17 protein-coding genes are annotated in these 14,932 nt (G+C 24.2%); all 17 read right to left on the bottom strand.

The genetic code is table 11. The annotated features are described in order from the left end of the window. Positions 1 to 30: 30 nt before the first annotated feature. The 17 genes from rpsC to ftsH all read right to left on the bottom strand — a co-directional run bounded on the left by rpsC (position 31) and on the right by ftsH (position 14,904). Positions 31 to 789 (bottom strand): 30S ribosomal protein S3, encoded by a 759-nt coding sequence (gene rpsC / locus LFWB_RS01070; protein ID WP_210954833.1) that lies wholly within the window; start codon positions 787 to 789, stop codon positions 31 to 33. A gap of 5 nt (positions 790 to 794) precedes the next feature. Then, positions 795 to 1,148, bottom strand: coding sequence for a 50S ribosomal protein L22 (gene rplV, locus LFWB_RS01065; protein WP_210954832.1), 354 nt, complete (start codon positions 1,146 to 1,148; stop codon positions 795 to 797). A 20-nt stretch (positions 1,149 to 1,168) separates the two neighbouring features. Then, a complete protein-coding gene (rpsS, locus tag LFWB_RS01060; RefSeq protein WP_210954831.1) occupies positions 1,169 to 1,450 on the bottom strand; it encodes a 30S ribosomal protein S19 in 282 nt (93 codons plus the stop codon). A 24-nt stretch (positions 1,451 to 1,474) separates the two neighbouring features. Continuing rightward, positions 1,475 to 2,302 carry a 50S ribosomal protein L2 gene (rplB, locus tag LFWB_RS01055; RefSeq protein ID WP_210954830.1) on the bottom strand — a complete coding sequence of 276 codons (828 nt, stop codon included), beginning with the start codon at positions 2,300 to 2,302 and terminating at the stop codon, positions 1,475 to 1,477. Positions 2,303 to 2,342: 40 nt separating this feature from the next. Continuing rightward, positions 2,343 to 2,636 (bottom strand): 50S ribosomal protein L23, encoded by a 294-nt coding sequence (gene rplW / locus LFWB_RS01050; RefSeq protein WP_210954829.1) that lies wholly within the window; start codon positions 2,634 to 2,636, stop codon positions 2,343 to 2,345. Continuing rightward, positions 2,633 to 3,259 (bottom strand): 50S ribosomal protein L4, encoded by a 627-nt coding sequence (rplD, locus tag LFWB_RS01045; RefSeq protein WP_210954828.1) that lies wholly within the window; start codon positions 3,257 to 3,259, stop codon positions 2,633 to 2,635. The genes rplW and rplD overlap by 4 nt, the downstream gene beginning before the upstream one ends. Continuing rightward, entirely contained in the window at positions 3,259 to 3,912 is a 654-nt protein-coding gene (gene rplC, locus LFWB_RS01040) for a 50S ribosomal protein L3 (RefSeq protein ID WP_210954827.1), read from the bottom strand. Before rplC ends, rplD begins: the two co-directional genes overlap by 1 nt. Positions 3,913 to 3,955: 43 nt before the next feature. After that, positions 3,956 to 4,279 carry a 30S ribosomal protein S10 gene (rpsJ, locus tag LFWB_RS01035; protein WP_210954826.1) on the bottom strand — a complete coding sequence of 108 codons (324 nt, stop codon included), beginning with the start codon at positions 4,277 to 4,279 and terminating at the stop codon, positions 3,956 to 3,958. A 336-nt stretch (positions 4,280 to 4,615) separates the two neighbouring features. Beyond that, the gene (gene rsmH / locus LFWB_RS01030) at positions 4,616 to 5,542 is read right to left on the bottom strand and encodes a 16S rRNA (cytosine(1402)-N(4))-methyltransferase RsmH (protein WP_210954825.1); all 927 of its coding nucleotides are present in this window, start codon (positions 5,540 to 5,542) and stop codon (positions 4,616 to 4,618) included. 92 nt (positions 5,543 to 5,634) lie between these two features. Beyond that, on the bottom strand, positions 5,635 to 5,853 hold the full coding sequence (rpoZ, locus tag LFWB_RS01025) for a DNA-directed RNA polymerase subunit omega (RefSeq protein WP_210954824.1): 219 nt from the start codon (positions 5,851 to 5,853) through the stop codon (positions 5,635 to 5,637). After that, positions 5,847 to 6,491 (bottom strand): guanylate kinase, encoded by a 645-nt coding sequence (gmk, locus tag LFWB_RS01020; RefSeq protein WP_210954823.1) that lies wholly within the window; start codon positions 6,489 to 6,491, stop codon positions 5,847 to 5,849. Before gmk ends, rpoZ begins: the two co-directional genes overlap by 7 nt. Positions 6,492 to 6,527: 36 nt before the next feature. Then, positions 6,528 to 8,978, bottom strand: a complete 2,451-nt coding sequence (leuS, locus tag LFWB_RS01015; protein ID WP_210954822.1) for a leucine--tRNA ligase — start codon at positions 8,976 to 8,978, stop codon at positions 6,528 to 6,530. A 35-nt stretch (positions 8,979 to 9,013) separates the two neighbouring features. Next, positions 9,014 to 9,247 (bottom strand): acyl carrier protein, encoded by a 234-nt coding sequence (acpP, locus tag LFWB_RS01010; RefSeq protein ID WP_210954821.1) that lies wholly within the window; start codon positions 9,245 to 9,247, stop codon positions 9,014 to 9,016. A gap of 112 nt (positions 9,248 to 9,359) precedes the next feature. Next, complete coding sequence (locus LFWB_RS01005) at positions 9,360 to 9,950, bottom strand: lambda-exonuclease family protein (protein ID WP_210954820.1); 591 nt, start codon at positions 9,948 to 9,950, stop codon at positions 9,360 to 9,362. 90 nt (positions 9,951 to 10,040) lie between these two features. Then, positions 10,041 to 11,729, bottom strand: coding sequence for an arginine--tRNA ligase (argS, locus tag LFWB_RS01000; RefSeq protein WP_210954819.1), 1,689 nt, complete (start codon positions 11,727 to 11,729; stop codon positions 10,041 to 10,043). Between the two features lie 53 nt (positions 11,730 to 11,782). Continuing rightward, a complete protein-coding gene (locus tag LFWB_RS00995) occupies positions 11,783 to 12,685 on the bottom strand; it encodes an RluA family pseudouridine synthase (RefSeq protein ID WP_246454234.1) in 903 nt (300 codons plus the stop codon). Between the two features lie 188 nt (positions 12,686 to 12,873). Continuing rightward, entirely contained in the window at positions 12,874 to 14,904 is a 2,031-nt protein-coding gene (ftsH, locus tag LFWB_RS00990; protein ID WP_246454233.1) for an ATP-dependent zinc metalloprotease FtsH, read from the bottom strand. Between the last annotated feature and the right edge of the window lie 28 nt (positions 14,905 to 14,932).

Raw genomic sequence — 14,932 nt, 5'->3', positions numbered from 1 at the left:
TATTCACCTCTTCTAAAATAAATTAAAAAATTATTTATTAGTTTTAAAATTTTTATTTTCTTTAATATTTTTCTTATTTATATATTTTTTTTTATCATATCCTGTAAAAGAAGAAGCAAATATTTTTCTTGTATCAGCGATAGTTTGGTTAGGTAAAACTTGACCATGATTAATCAAAACTTTAACTCCGACAACTCCATAAGTAGTATGCGCTTCTTCGAAAGCATAATCGATATCAGATCTTAAAGTGTTTAAAGGGACAGCTCCCATAGAAACAGATTCTTGTCTAGCTTTTTCTGCTCCTCCTAAACGTCCTGAAATAATAATCTTAACACCTTTTACACCGCTTTTTAAACATCTTTGCATAGCTGCTTTTTGTACCGTTCTATAAAAAGCTCTTTGTTGTAATTGTGTCGCAATATTTTGCGCTACCAAACTCGAAATTTTATTAATTGCTTTTATTTCAAAAACATTAATATCTACTTTTTTATTAATTAATTTATTTATTTTTTTAACTAATTTCTCTTTATTTTTATTATCTGAACCTTGAAAAATTCCTATTTGTGTAATATATAAATCAATTTGAATAATATCATCATTAGATTTTTTTAATCTTTTAATTATAACCTTAGAAACAACACCTTTAGGATAACTTTTTTTAATTAAATCTCTAATTTTGAAATCTTCTACAACCAAAATAGGAACTTCTTTATCGTTTGTATACCATTCAGAATCCCAATTTCTGATAATTCCTAACCTTAAACCGTTAGGATTACTTTTTTGACCCACTGAAATTATATCTCCTTTATTGTCTTATTTAATTCAGCTACAGATATTGTTATATGAGATGTTCTTTTCTTTCTTTTATCTGTTTTTCCTTTAGCTCTAGGAAACAAACGAGGCAAACGTAAACTTTCGTTAACAAAAATCTCTTCAACATATAAATTATTTTCATCAAGTTTAAAATTATGAACAGCATTAGATACAGCACTTTTTAATAATTTAGAAATTATAGGAGAAGCCGATTTAGAAGTAAACATTAAAATAGCTTCTGCTTCTTTAATTTGTTTACCACGTATTAAATCAACTACTAAACGTGCTTTTCTAGGCGCAATATGAACTTGATTAGCAAAAGCTTTTACTTTCATACTAAAATACCTTCTTTAAATTATTTTTTTTGATTTTTTTTATCGCCTTTAGCATGGCCACGAAAAGTACGAGTAGGCGAAAATTCTCCTAATTTATGTCCTACCATATCTTCAGTAACAGAAGTTATAATATATTCTTTACCGTTATAAACAGCAATTTTATGCCCTATAAATTCAGGTAAAATTACACTTCTTCGAGAACGAGTTTGAATTACTTTTTTAATTTTAGATTCGTTTTGTTTATTTATTTTTAATAAAAGATGTTCATCACAAAAAGGACCTTTTTTAATTGAACGAACCATATTTTATAAATCTCCTAATTTTATTTATTTACGTCTTTTAATAATTAAATTATTGCCATTTTTATTTTTTTTACGTGTTTTTAAACCACGTGCTTTTTTGCCCCAAGGAGTCATAGGTGATTTACGGCCGATAGGAGCGCGACCTTCTCCGCCACCATGCGGATGATCGTTTGGATTCATAGCTGAACCTCTAACTGTAGGTCTTATAGATAAATAGCGAGTTCTTCCTGCTTTACCATTGCGAATTAATTTATGAAATTCATTTCCTAATGTTCCTATTGTTGCTCTACATGTCGCCAAAACTTTTCTTATTTCGCCAGAAGGTAAATTTAAAACAACATATTTATCCTCTTTTTTAACAAGTTGAACTGAAGCGCCTGCGCTACGAGCTAATTGGCCACCTTTGCCAGGTTTTAATTCAATATTATGAATAAAAGAACCAACAGGAATATTATTCAAAGGTAAAGAATTACCAACTTTAATATCGGATTTTTCTCCTGAATATATTTTACTTCCTACAACGATATCTTTAGGAGTTAAAATATATCTTTTTTCACCATCTATATAATGTATTAAAGAAATATTACAATTACGATTAGGATCGTATTCTATAGTTTTCACTGTTCCAGCGATATTATCTTTATTACGCTTAAAATCAATAATACGATATTTTTGTTTAACTCCACCACCACGATGTCTTACTGTTATTTTACCTTGATTATTTCTTCCGCCTGTACTTTTTTGAGATACTAATAATGATTTCTCAGGAGTAGAATGCGTAAGTTCGCTAAAATCTTGCAAACTCATATTACGACGTCCGTTGGATGTAGGTTTATATTTTTTAATAGCCATGAATATCGCTAACCTTTCTTAAATTTAGAAAATATATTTTTTATTTATCTTCATGAAAATAACTTATTCTTTGGCCTGCAACAACTTTAACAATCGCTTTTTTATAACCAGAAGTATAACCTTGATATTTTCCTTTTTTTTTAAATTTAGGCAATACATTCATAACATTAACAGAACTAACTTTAATATTAAAAATATGTTCTATTGCTTTTTTTATTTCTGTTTCGTTAGAATTTTTTGCTACTTTAAAAGTATATTCGTTATGAGATTCTAATTTTTTATTAGTTTTTTCTGTAATAATAGGAGATTTAATTATATCATAATATCTAATCATAATCTTAAAACCTTTTCAAAATATTCAACAGCTTCTTTTGTTATAAGAAGACATTTTGTATTTAAAATTTGATAAACACTAACATGAGGAGCGCTTTCTAAAGTTACTTGAGGTAAATTATTAGTGCATCGAACTAAATTATCATCTAATTTATTAACTATCACCAAAACTTTATTGGGCGCTTTCATTTTATCTAAAAATTCTTTAAAAGTCTTTGTTTTATGATTTTCCAACTTTAAAAAATCCAATATTATTACATTATTATTTTCTTTTTGTAAAGATAAAGCAGAAAACATAGCTAATTTTTTAACTTTAGAATTTATCTTAAAACTATATTTTCTTGGTTTGGGTCCGAAAGCAACTCCGCCACCTCTCCATAAAGGAGAACGAATAGAACCATGACGAGCATTACCAGTACCTTTTTGTGCCCAAGGTTTTTTTCCACCACCAGAAACAACAGCTCTATTTTTAGTAGAATGCGTTCCTTGACGCATTGCCGCTCTTTGTTGATTAACAACATCATATAAAACTTGTTGATTAGGTTTTATACCAAAAATATTTTCATTATAAGCTATTTCTGATATAAATTCTCCTTTTTGATTAAACATACTCAATTTAGTCATTATAAAACTTCCTTGTTATTTTTTTTAACAGCAGATTTAATAATTAAAAAACCTTTTTTAGGACCTGGAATATTACCTTTAATCAAAAATAATTTTTTTTCCGAATCAATAGAATAAAGTGTTAAATTTTGTAAAGTAACTTGTTTATGCCCCATTTGTCCTGGTAATTTTTTACCTGTAATATTACCTTTAATAGGTCCCATAGAACCAGGTCTTCTATGATATCTAGAACCATGACTTTCAGGACCACGACTTTGATTATGTCTTTTAATAGAACCTGCAAAACCTTTACCTTTGCTTATTCCTATGACATCAATAATTTCTTTTGTATCAAATAAATTAATGTCTAATTTTGTTCCTTCTGATAATTGTGATAATTCATTAATCTCATTTGGTAAAAAAGAAATTTCTCGAATAAAATATTTAGGTTCAGTTTTAGTTTTATTAAAATGTCCTAAAAGAGGTTTTGTTGTTGTTTTTTTTGTTTTGGAACCAAAACCTAATTGAGTTGATTGGTATCCATCTTTTTCAATAGTTTTTTGTTGTAAAACTATATTATCAGACACATCAACTACAGTAACAGGGGTTAAAATTCCTTTTTCATCAAAAATTTGAGTAATACCTATTTTGCGCCCTAAAATACCTTTAGCCATAAAATCCTCTTTCATAATTAAACAAAATAAAAAAATATATTTTTTAAAAATTTACTTTTTTCAAAACAACTTTGACTGCAGAATGTAAATTAATATGTTCCCAAGCGTTTATTGTTTTATTATTTGGTTCGATAATTTGAATTAAACGTTTATGAGTGAAACGACCGAATTGTTCTCGACTATCTTTGTTAACAAAAGGAGAGCGAAGAACAGTAAAAATTTCTCTTCTAGTAGGTAATGGAATTGGCCCTTTAACTTTTGCACCAGTTTTAGTAACGCTATCAATAATTGTTTTTGCCGCTTTATCAATTAAATGATAATCATATGTTTTTAAAAGAACATTAAGAATTTCCTTCTTTTTTGCCATTTGGATAAAAACCTTTCATTAAATATATAAATAATATATTTATAATTCCAATTTATCAAACTAAAAAAAAATATAAAACTATATTTAAATCAAAATATTGTTTTACAATAAAAATATTAAAAAACAAAAAATAATAAAATAAATTTATTTGATATTTAATTTATTAATATGAAATAAAAAAAATAACAAAAATAAATATTACATAAACCGGAAGCAATATTTATGTTATAAAAATAACTCATTTAAAAAATGAGACAATCATTTTAATTATATATTAAAATTGGTTTTTTTTCAAACAAATAATTAATATAAATATTTATTATAAAATCAATTTTATTAAAAATTTTTTATAGCAGCTCTTAATTTAGCAGAATGACTTCTAATATTAAATTCGATTTCATCTAATTGAGGTGTGACAATTTTTTTAGTAATAATTGTAAGAGGATTTATTGGCATATTTTTTTCTTTAATAGGTAATTTAGGAGGTAAATAAGATTGGCTATGTTTTTGAAAAAATTTTTTTACCAAACGATCTTCTAAAGAATTAAAACTAATAACAACAATTATTCCATTTTTTTTTAATAATTCTAAACTTTGTTGTAAAGCTTCTTCTAAACATTTTAATTCTTGATTTACTTCTATTCTTAAAGCTTGAAATATTCTTTTAGAACTATGACCTCTTTTTTTCTTTAAATAAAAAGGATAAAACTTATCAATTATTTCTACTAACTTTGAGCTATTATGAAAAGGTCTTTGTTTAATAATTTCATTAGCTATTATAACAGATTTAGGCTCTTCTCCAAATGACCAAAAAATATTTTTTAATTCTTTTAAACTATAATTATTAATTATATCGCAAGCTGTTTTTTCTTGTTCCTGATCCATTCTCATATCCAAAAAAGTATCTTTTAAATAACTAAAACCTCTTTGAGGGTTATCAATTTGAAAAGAAGACAAACCTAAATCAAAAACAATACCATCAATAGCAAAAATATTTTTTTTAAATAGTTCTTGTTTTAAAATAGAAAAATTACTATGATATAAAAACAAATTTTTTTTATTTTGAAATTTTTTTTGACACTCTTGAATAGCGAAAAAATCACGATCAAAAGAATGTAAACTGCCGCTGTCCAATAATTCTAAAATAGCTGAACTGTGTCCTCCGCTTCCTAAAGTAGCATCAACATAAATTCCTTGCGGTTTAATATTTAAATATTGAATAACTTTTTTTTGCAAAACTGGAATATGTTTAAAAAATGACAATATAAAATTCCTCTCGTATTTAAATTGAAAATATTAGATAAAAAATAAATATTTTATAATAAAAATTATTTTAATTCAAATGATTAAATAAATTAATCTTTTTTAAAAACGATATTAAAATTACCATTAATAATTTCAGACAAAGCCTTACTTAATATTTTATTACCTGATATATGAGAAACATCTATATTATGCGTTTCTATAATATGAGCTATTTTACTTGATAAATAAGCTAATTTGTATTTAGAGTCTATACGCTTCAATAATTCATCGATCGAAGGGTAATTTAAACCTTCTTTTTTCTTTAACATATACAATCACTTTCTTTTTTTAAAATTTCTGTCAAATAATAATCAATACTATTTTTAGTTTTAGAATGTTCAGCAGTAACAATAGAAATAATTTTATCTACGGATTTATTTATTTCATCATTAACAACAATATAATCATATTTATAAGCTAACTTAATTTCTTTTTCAGAATTTAACATTCTTTCACGAATTTCTTCTTCTGTTTCGGAATTTCTATTTCTTAAACGTTCATAAAGAATTTTTTTAGAAGGAGGAGCAATAAAAATAAAAACACTATCTTTATGTATTTTATGTTGCCTAATCATTAAAGCACCATGAATATCAACCTCTAACAAGACTTCTTTTTTTTCTTCTAATTGTTTTAAAACATTTTTATAAGGAGTGCCATAATAATTATTAACAAATTTATTATATTCTAAAAAATAATTTTCTTTAATTTTTTTTTTAAAATCTTTTTCTTTTATAAAGAAATAATCTATCCCATCCTTTTCTCCTTCTCTAGGTTTTCTTGTTGTAGCAGAAATAGAATAAACAAAATTATTATCTTTCCTTTCTAATAAAGCTTTTTTTATTCCTCCTTTTCCGACGCCAGATGGACCCGAAATTACTATCATTAAACCTTTTTTATGTAATTGCACAATATGAATTCATCATCCTTTCTAATTTTGCAAAAATTAAATAATTAAATTTAATAATTTATCTTTTATATAGATAATATCTAAAATTCTTTTATCTTTTGTCAAATAAGAAATTTTCTCATTTTTCAAAGCTATTTTGGAAATAAGTTCTTTATCATTATTATCATTATCAACTTTAATTTTTGCTTTAAATTTTCCATTAATTTGAATAATAATTATTTTTTCATGCGAACCAGAAAATTTAGATATTTTTGTAGGACGAGGCCATTCAGAATAAACTAATTCTTCTGAATTAGACAAAAATTTTTGATTAAATTCTTCTGTTAAATGAGGTGCAATAGGGTTTAATAATTGTAAAAAAATTCTTATTTGATTTGAATTTATTTTTTTAATCTTGTAAACTTGATTAATAAAAATCATTAATTGACTTATAATTGTGTTAAATTTTAATTTATTATAATGTTCTGTTGTTTTTATGATTGTTTCGTTTAATATCGGTTCTAATAATTCACATTTGTCATCAACTAAAAATAATGAAAATAAATTATGCAATTTATTTAAAAAACGTTGGATCCCTTTAAAACCTTTTTCAGACCAAACTTTATCATCTTCCAAAGGCCCTAAAAACATAATATACAATCTAGTAACATCGGCGCCATACTTATCTAAAACCAAAGAAGCACTTACACCATTACCCTTAGATTTACTCATTTTAAGATTATCTTCGCCTAAAATCATACCTTGATGAACTATTTTTTTAAAAGGTTCTAAATTAGAAACCAAACCTAAATCATATAAAAATTTATGCCAAAAACGAGAATATAATAAATGTCCTACTGCATGTTCTTTACCTCCGATATAAAGATCAACAGGCAAAAAATAATCTAATATTTTTTTAGCTTCTTTAGAATTTAAAGGGATTATTCCTGAATTTTTTTTCAAAAGATAAGCTATATAATACCAAGAACTGCCTGCTAATTGAGGCATAGTATTAGAATCTCTTTTATATTTTTTGCAATCTTTTTCGAAATATAACCAAGAAGTCATCCGAGATAAAGGAGATGTTCCATCGCCTGCAATTTCTATTTTATCTAAAAAAGGCAATACAATAGGTAGTTCTTTATCTTCATTAAAATAAATATTATTGTTTTCATCATAATAAACGGGGAAAGGTTCGCCCCAATATCTTTGGCGAGAAAAAACCCAATCACGCATTTTATAAGTAAAACAAACTCTTCCTAAATTGTTTTTTTCAGCAAATGATATAATTTTATCATTAGCTTGTTTAATATCAAGATTATTTAAAAAATCACTATTTATTAAAATATCTTTGTCTCGGGTTGAATGAAAATTATCTATTTTATTTTTAGCTTCATTATTTTTAATATTGTTGTCAAAAATAGGAATTATTGGTAAATTATATTTTTGAGAAAATGCAAAATCCCTTTCATCACAAAAAGGAACAAACATAACAGCGCTTGTTCCGTAATGCGGCAATACATAATCAGAAACCCAAATAGGAATTGTTTTTTTAGTGAAAGGATGGATAACGTAATTACCTGTAAAAACTCCAGTTTTTGTTTTATTAATATTTCTTTCTAAATCTGTTTTGTTTTGGGATTTAGTTAAATATAAATTAACTTCTATCAAAAATTCTTCTTTAACAATTGAAGAAATCAAAGGATGTTCAGGAGCTAAAATTATAGCACTAACTCCAAAAATAGTATATGGTTTAGTTGTAAAAGTTTCTATAAACTTATCATTATTAAGAACAGAAAAACTAAAAATAAATCCTTTTTGTTTGCCTATCCAATTTTTTTGAATATTTTTTAATTGTTCAGGAAAATCCAACGAATCTAGATCTTTTAATAATCTATCAAGATAAGAAGTTATTTTGAAAACCCATTGTTTCATTTTTTTTCTTACAACAGGGAATCCACCTTTTTCGGAAAAAATACCTTGTTCCGTTGTTAAAATTTCTTCATTAGATAAAACTGTTCCTAGTTTTTCACAAAAATTAACTTCTGTATTTTTTAAAAAAACCATATTTTTTTCATAAAAACGTTTAAATAACCATTGAGTCCAAGAATAGAAATAAGGTTCAGAAGTAGCTATTTCTGTATCCCAATCAATTCCTTTTCCTAAAGATTTTATTTGTTTTTTAAAATTATTAATATTTTCATAAGTAAAATATCGAGGATTATTACCAGTTTTTAAAGCGTATTGTTCCGCTGGCAATCCAAAAGAATCCCAACCAAAAGGATGAAAAACATTATATCCATTCATTCTTTTGAATCTATTGACAATATCGCTAGCAGTATAACCTTCTATATGTCCTATATGTAAACCAGAAGAAGAAGGATAAGGGAACATATCTAAACAATAAAATTTTTTTTTAGAAAAATCAAAAATAGTTTTGAAAATTTTATTATCTTCCCAATGTTTTTGCCATTTTTTTTCTATTTTTTTAAAATCATAATTTAACATAAAAAAACCTTGTTCAATTCTTGGATTAAAAATAATTAATTAATATAATTTTTTTCTATATAATACACAACATCTTTAATTGTTTTAAATTGCTGCATAGTTTCATCGCTAATTTTTAAATTAAAACTTTTTTCTAAATCAATAACTAATTCCACAGCATCGAAAGAATCTAAACCTAAATCTTCTTTTAATCTTGTTTCGGGTAATAATTTTATTTCTTCCACGTTTATTTTTTTACAAAGAATATTTTTAATAGTTGTGAAAACCATTTTTGCCTCTTTTTTTGATATTTACAAAATATATTTAAAATATAAAATAATATTATATATTGTTAATATTATATAATTTTTTTTATATTAATGAATACAAAATAATAACGTTTTAATTATCAGATATTTTATTTAAAATTTTCTTTCCTTCTAAAAAATGATTATAAAAAATTAAACATTGTTTGTACATTTTTTCAATAAAAGTTTGATCTCTTTCTATTTCTTTAACTTTAGCTTTTTGATAAGTTTGAAAAACTAAAAAGAATGCTTTATCTGCGTTAGAACAATAAATTTGAGCTTGAACTTGAGCGTAATAATAAATAGGAATCACATCATTAATAAAAAATTCTCTCCAAGTGCTAGAATTTAGATTAATAGGACACTTTATTTCCAATAAACTATTAGTTTGTTCGTTCCAACCATCTAAAGAGGCCGAAAAAAATTCTTTTACAAAAACTAAAGGTTTGAAATCTAATTTATTAACATCATTAAAAAAAGTTCTAGCTTTGGGTTCTAAACTTCTTCCATGACGCATAAATTTATTATCTTCTATTTTTTCATCAAAAAGTTTTCTTCGGAAAAGACTTTGTTTACTTTCGAAAGGATTCAAACCCATAATAGTAGATACTTCTGAAGCGTTAATATATTTCTTTCTATGATTGAACCATTCTGATGAATTTTGTTCAAAATCAAAACTATTCATTAATAAAAATCCTTTTTGTAATATTTTTTTAGAACAAAATAAATAATAAAAAATAAAAATAAATAAAATAAGAAAATTATAAATATTTTTTTACATTTGTTCCAAGACAGGAATACCTAAAATACTCATTCCTTCTTCGAAAATATTTAAAAAATTCTTAATTAACAAAATATTAGCATATTGTAATAAACTATTATCCGCATGTAAAATTTTTTCTTTTTCATAAAATTTGTTGGCGCTTTTAGCTAATTGAAAAAGATATCGAGATAAAACACTAGGCATATTTTGTTCTTGAACTTTTTCCAAGACCACCGAAAATGAGTCTATTAATCTAATTAATTTATAATATTCAACTCCTACATAATAATCAATAATTTTATCTAAATCAATTGTGTTGTTGATATCTACTTTAAGAAGAATAGAACGAAATCTAACAACTGTATATTGAAAATAAGGACCAGTATTACCTTCGAATTTTAACATTTTTTGCAAATCGAAATCAATATTTAAATGACGATCATTTTTTAAATCATTAAAAACAATCGCTCCTATAGCTACTTTTTGAGATATTTGTTCTATTTTTTCTTCATCTAAATGTCTTTTTTGTATTATCTTTTTAACTTCTTTTTTAGTTTTTTCAATAATATCAATCAGTTTAAATTCAATATTTTCTCTTGTAGAAATTTTCGTATTTTCGAATAAAACTAAACCAAAATTAATATGTTCTAAATTAATATTATCATAACCGATTTTTTTAAGAACTAATTTTAATTGTTGATAATGTAATTTTTGTTCATTACCTACTATATATAAACATTTATGAAAAGCAAATCTTTGATAACGATATATAGCGCAAGCGACATCTCTTGTTAAATAAAGTGTACTTTTATTATTTTTCTGCATCAAAGCAGGAGGTAAATCATTATCTAAAGGGATAATATAAGCTCCATTATCTAATACAATTTCATTTTTTTTATGCAAATCATCTAATAATTGAATAGCTTTGTCATGAAAAAAAGATTCGCCTATATAATGATCAAAATGTACTCCTAACAAATCATAAATTTTTTTAAATTCTTTTAAAGAGACATCTGTTAACCATTGCCATAAATTAATTATTTCTTTATCTTTGGTTTCTAATAAACGAAAAATATTTCTTGCTTCTTCCTCTAATTTCTTATTTTTTTCAGCTTCTTGATGAAACAAAACATAAACTCTTTGAAGTTCCGTCAACGGATCAATATTAAGATTTTCTTTTTTAATCCATTTTTTATAAGCTAAAATCATTTTTCCAAATTGAGTTCCCCAATCTCCTAAATGATTAATACTAACGGTTGTAAAACCTAATTTTTGATAAACATTTTTTAAAGCGTTTCCGATAACCGTTGATCTTAAATGACCAATAGAAAAATTTTTAGCTATATTAGGTGAAGAATAATCCAAAACTATAACTTTATTATGATTATTTTTTTTTTTAATATAATTATCAAAATTTCCGATATTTAAAAAAATATTTTTAATTGCTATTTTTCTATTTAATTTAATATTTAAAAAACCTTTACAAAAAAAAATATTTTCTATTGATGAATTTTTTATAATTTCTTTTTTAAAATCTTCGAAAATATTTAATAAACTTTTTTTAAATTTTTGATTATATACAAACAAAGGTAAAAAAAAATCAATATCTTCTGATTTATAATTATATTGAAAAAAAAACGGAATATTATATTTATCATTTAAAATTTTTTCTAATTGTTCTTTTGTTTGTTGTAAATACATTTAATTTACCTTAATTATTATTTATTTCAATTATATATATTTTATTTATATAATTATTCACTTTTTAATTTTTTTAAAAATTCTTGAAAATGAATAGGTAAAGGAATTTCAAATTCTAAATTTTCATCTGTAAAAGGGTGAATAAAATTTATCTTTTTAGCATGTAATAATTGTTTATTTAATAATTGATTTTCTCTTCCATATAAAGTGTCTCCTACAATAGGATGTTTTAAATAAGATAAATGAACTCTTATTTGATGTGTTCGACCAGTTTCTAATTTCAATTCTAATAGCGAAATATCTTTAAATTTTTCTAAAGTTTTAAAATGAGTAATAGCACGTTTTCCTTCTTTTGAAACTGTCATTTTATAATAATCACTTATACTTCTTTTTATAGGAATATCAATAGTTCCATATTCATGGCCTAAAAAACCATAAACCAAAGACCAATAAATTCTTTGAATTTTTCTTTGTCGAATTAAATTTTGCATTCTTTCAACTACTTCATTTGTTTTGCCGACAATAATTAAACCTGTAGTATTTTTATCAAGACGATGGATTATGCCTGGTCTTAAAGGGTGCGAACATAAAAAATCTTTTATTTGATAACGTAATCCATTAATCAAAGTAACACCCGAATAACTTAAAGAAGGATGTACTATTAAATCATATGGTTTATTAATAATTAACAAATAATTATCTTCATAAACTATATCTAAATTCAAATTAATAGGTTCAAATATATTTGAAATAGAGTTTTTTTCAATAATAGGAGTTTTTATTACATCATTTTCTTTTAATAAATGACTTTTTTTAACCACCTTATCATTAACTAAAACTTTATTAGAATTAATAAATGAATGACATATATTTCGGCTAATATTAAATTGTTTCGCTAAAAAAAAATCTAAACGCAAATTTCTATTTTTTTTTTCAACCACAAATTCTTTGATCATTTTTAAACAACTTTCTTGTAAAAAGTTATTAATTATACTCTAATAATAAAACATAAAAAAATAAAAATGTACTGTATAACAAAATAATACAAATACATTTTTTTATATTAATTAATCATTTTAATTTTAATTATTCTTTTTTTTTATTCAAAAGAGAATATAATTTTATTATTTCGAATATAAATAAATTATTTATTTATATCGTTGGATTGATCATTCTGCGTTTCAGGTTCAGAATTATTTTGAGACAATTTTTCTTCATTATAATCTTTCGATTTATCTTCTTTTTCTTCAACCCAGCTGATTTTTCCTGTTTCATATATTTCATCAATATCTTTTTTATTTAAAGTTTCAAGTTCTAATAAATAATCACTTATTTTAAATAAAAGTTCTTTATTATCTAAAATAATTTTTTTAGCTTTTTCATAACAATTAAAAATAATTTTTTGAACAGCTTCATCAATTTCTAAAGCTTTAGAATCTGAAAAATTTTTATGAAAATTATTTTTGCTAGAATCAAATTGAGCTAATCCTAAATCACTCATACCAAAAATAGTTACCATTTTGTTAGCTATTTGAGTAGCCATTTGTAAATCTTGATAAGCGCCATCAGAAATATCATCTAAAAATAATTCCTCAGCAGCTCTTCCACCTAATAAAGCAGTAATTTCATCTAATAATTGTGTTTTAGACGTAAAAAACGTTTCTTCTTGTTTCAACATTAAATTATATCCACCTGCTTTACCACGAGGAATAATTGTTATTTTTTGAACTTTTTTGGAATCTTTTAATTTTAATCCTATAACAGCATGACCTGATTCATGATAAGAAACTAATTTTTTTTCTTTTTCAGAATATTGTCTACTTTTTTTGGAAAAACCTAATAATATACGATCTACAGCTTCACTTATTATTTCTTTATTAATAAATTCTGAATTGTTTCTGATAGATAATAAAGCTGCTTCATTTAAAATACCTTCTAATTGAGCTCCACTAAAACCTGGTGTTTCTTTCGCTAAATCTGATAAATCAACATTAGAAGCAAGTTTTTTATTGGAAGCATGTAATTTTAAAATAGCTTCTCTGTCTTTAACACTTGGTAAATTAATAACAAAACGACGATCAAAACGACCAGGCCTTAACAAAGCAGGATCTAACATATCAGGTTGATTGGTCGCAGCAATAACTATTACTCCTTCATTAGGATTAAAACCGTCTAATTCAACTAATAATTGATTTAAAGTTTGTTCTTGTTCGCTGTTTCCATAAGAAATTCCTCTTTTGCGTGCAAGAGTTTCAATTTCATCTATAAAAATAATACAAGGGGCATTTATTTCAGCTTTACGAAATAAATTTCTAATTCTAGAAGCGCCAAGGCCCACAAACATTTCTACAAATTCAGAACCTGAAACAGCAAAAAAAGGAACTTTAGCTTCGCCTGCTAAGGTTTTAGCTAATAATGTTTTACCAGTCCCCGGTAAACCGGATAATAAAACACCTTTAGGTATTCTAGCGCCTATCGCAGAATATTTTTTAGGATTTTTTAAAAAATCCACTAATTCTTGCATTTCTTCTTTTTCTTCTTCTGCGCCTGCTATATTATCAAAAGTTAATTTTGGATATTTTAAGATATCTTTTTTATTTTCTATTTTTCTTTTATCAACAAAATGTTCTGTTAAATGACTCGTGCTTTTTTGGAAAAAATCAATTAAAAAATAAAACAAAATCAAGGTTATACAAAAATTAAAAGTTTTCAAAAAAGGATAAAAACCTCTATAAGGGTCATTTTCTACAGGACCTGATATATTTATATTTTTTTCAATATCCAATTCATTCAATTTTTTACGAATTTCATTATAAATTGTCTCATTAACATTATAGTAAGATATTGTTTTAGTTTTTTTGTTATCTTCTAATAAATATTCTACTTGCAGTTCATATTTATTAGATAAAATATCTTTCGATAAAATTGGTGTAATTTTTTTTATACCACTAACTGTTACCTTTTTCTCTGAATTTTCACTCAGAAAATCATTATAATTACAATCGATGTCTTTATTTTTGCCTTCTAAAACTTGTAATATTTGACCTGCATAAGGATTATGCGGTTTATTAAATTGATTTAAAATACTCATAAAAAATGAAATTAATAAAATAATTCCAATTATGTACCAAAAATTTTTTTTAATACTTTTTATAAAATTGTTTAAATGTTTCATACTTTTTCCTTAAATAAATATATTAAAT

The organism is Candidatus Phytoplasma luffae, assembly GCF_018024475.1.
Taxonomy (GTDB): Bacteria; Bacillota_I; Bacilli_A; order Acholeplasmatales; family Acholeplasmataceae; genus Phytoplasma; species Phytoplasma luffae.
Note: the sequence above shows the minus strand (reverse complement) of the source record. Positions and strands in the feature narration are given on the sequence as shown.

Excerpts from the sequence above, each read along its gene's own strand:
- rplV (WP_210954832.1), bottom strand. The coding sequence starts at position 1,148 with ATGAAAGTAAAAGCTTTTGCTAATCAAGTTCATATTGCGCCTAGAAAA.
- rpsS (WP_210954831.1), bottom strand. The coding sequence starts at position 1,450 with ATGGTTCGTTCAATTAAAAAAGGTCCTTTTTGTGATGAACATCTTTTA.
- rplB (WP_210954830.1), bottom strand. The coding sequence starts at position 2,302 with ATGGCTATTAAAAAATATAAACCTACATCCAACGGACGTCGTAATATG.
- rplW (WP_210954829.1), bottom strand. The coding sequence starts at position 2,636 with ATGATTAGATATTATGATATAATTAAATCTCCTATTATTACAGAAAAA.
- rplD (WP_210954828.1), bottom strand. The coding sequence starts at position 3,259 with ATGACTAAATTGAGTATGTTTAATCAAAAAGGAGAATTTATATCAGAA.
- rplC (WP_210954827.1), bottom strand. The coding sequence starts at position 3,912 with ATGGCTAAAGGTATTTTAGGGCGCAAAATAGGTATTACTCAAATTTTT.
- rpsJ (WP_210954826.1), bottom strand. The coding sequence starts at position 4,279 with ATGGCAAAAAAGAAGGAAATTCTTAATGTTCTTTTAAAAACATATGAT.
- rpoZ (WP_210954824.1), bottom strand. The coding sequence starts at position 5,853 with ATGTTAAAGAAAAAAGAAGGTTTAAATTACCCTTCGATCGATGAATTA.
- leuS (WP_210954822.1), bottom strand. The coding sequence starts at position 8,978 with ATGTTAAATTATGATTTTAAAAAAATAGAAAAAAAATGGCAAAAACAT.
- acpP (WP_210954821.1), bottom strand. The coding sequence starts at position 9,247 with ATGGTTTTCACAACTATTAAAAATATTCTTTGTAAAAAAATAAACGTG.
- LFWB_RS01005 (WP_210954820.1), bottom strand. The coding sequence starts at position 9,950 with ATGAATAGTTTTGATTTTGAACAAAATTCATCAGAATGGTTCAATCAT.
- argS (WP_210954819.1), bottom strand. The coding sequence starts at position 11,729 with ATGTATTTACAACAAACAAAAGAACAATTAGAAAAAATTTTAAATGAT.
- LFWB_RS00995 (WP_246454234.1), bottom strand. The coding sequence starts at position 12,685 with ATGATCAAAGAATTTGTGGTTGAAAAAAAAAATAGAAATTTGCGTTTA.
- ftsH (WP_246454233.1), bottom strand. The coding sequence starts at position 14,904 with ATGAAACATTTAAACAATTTTATAAAAAGTATTAAAAAAAATTTTTGG.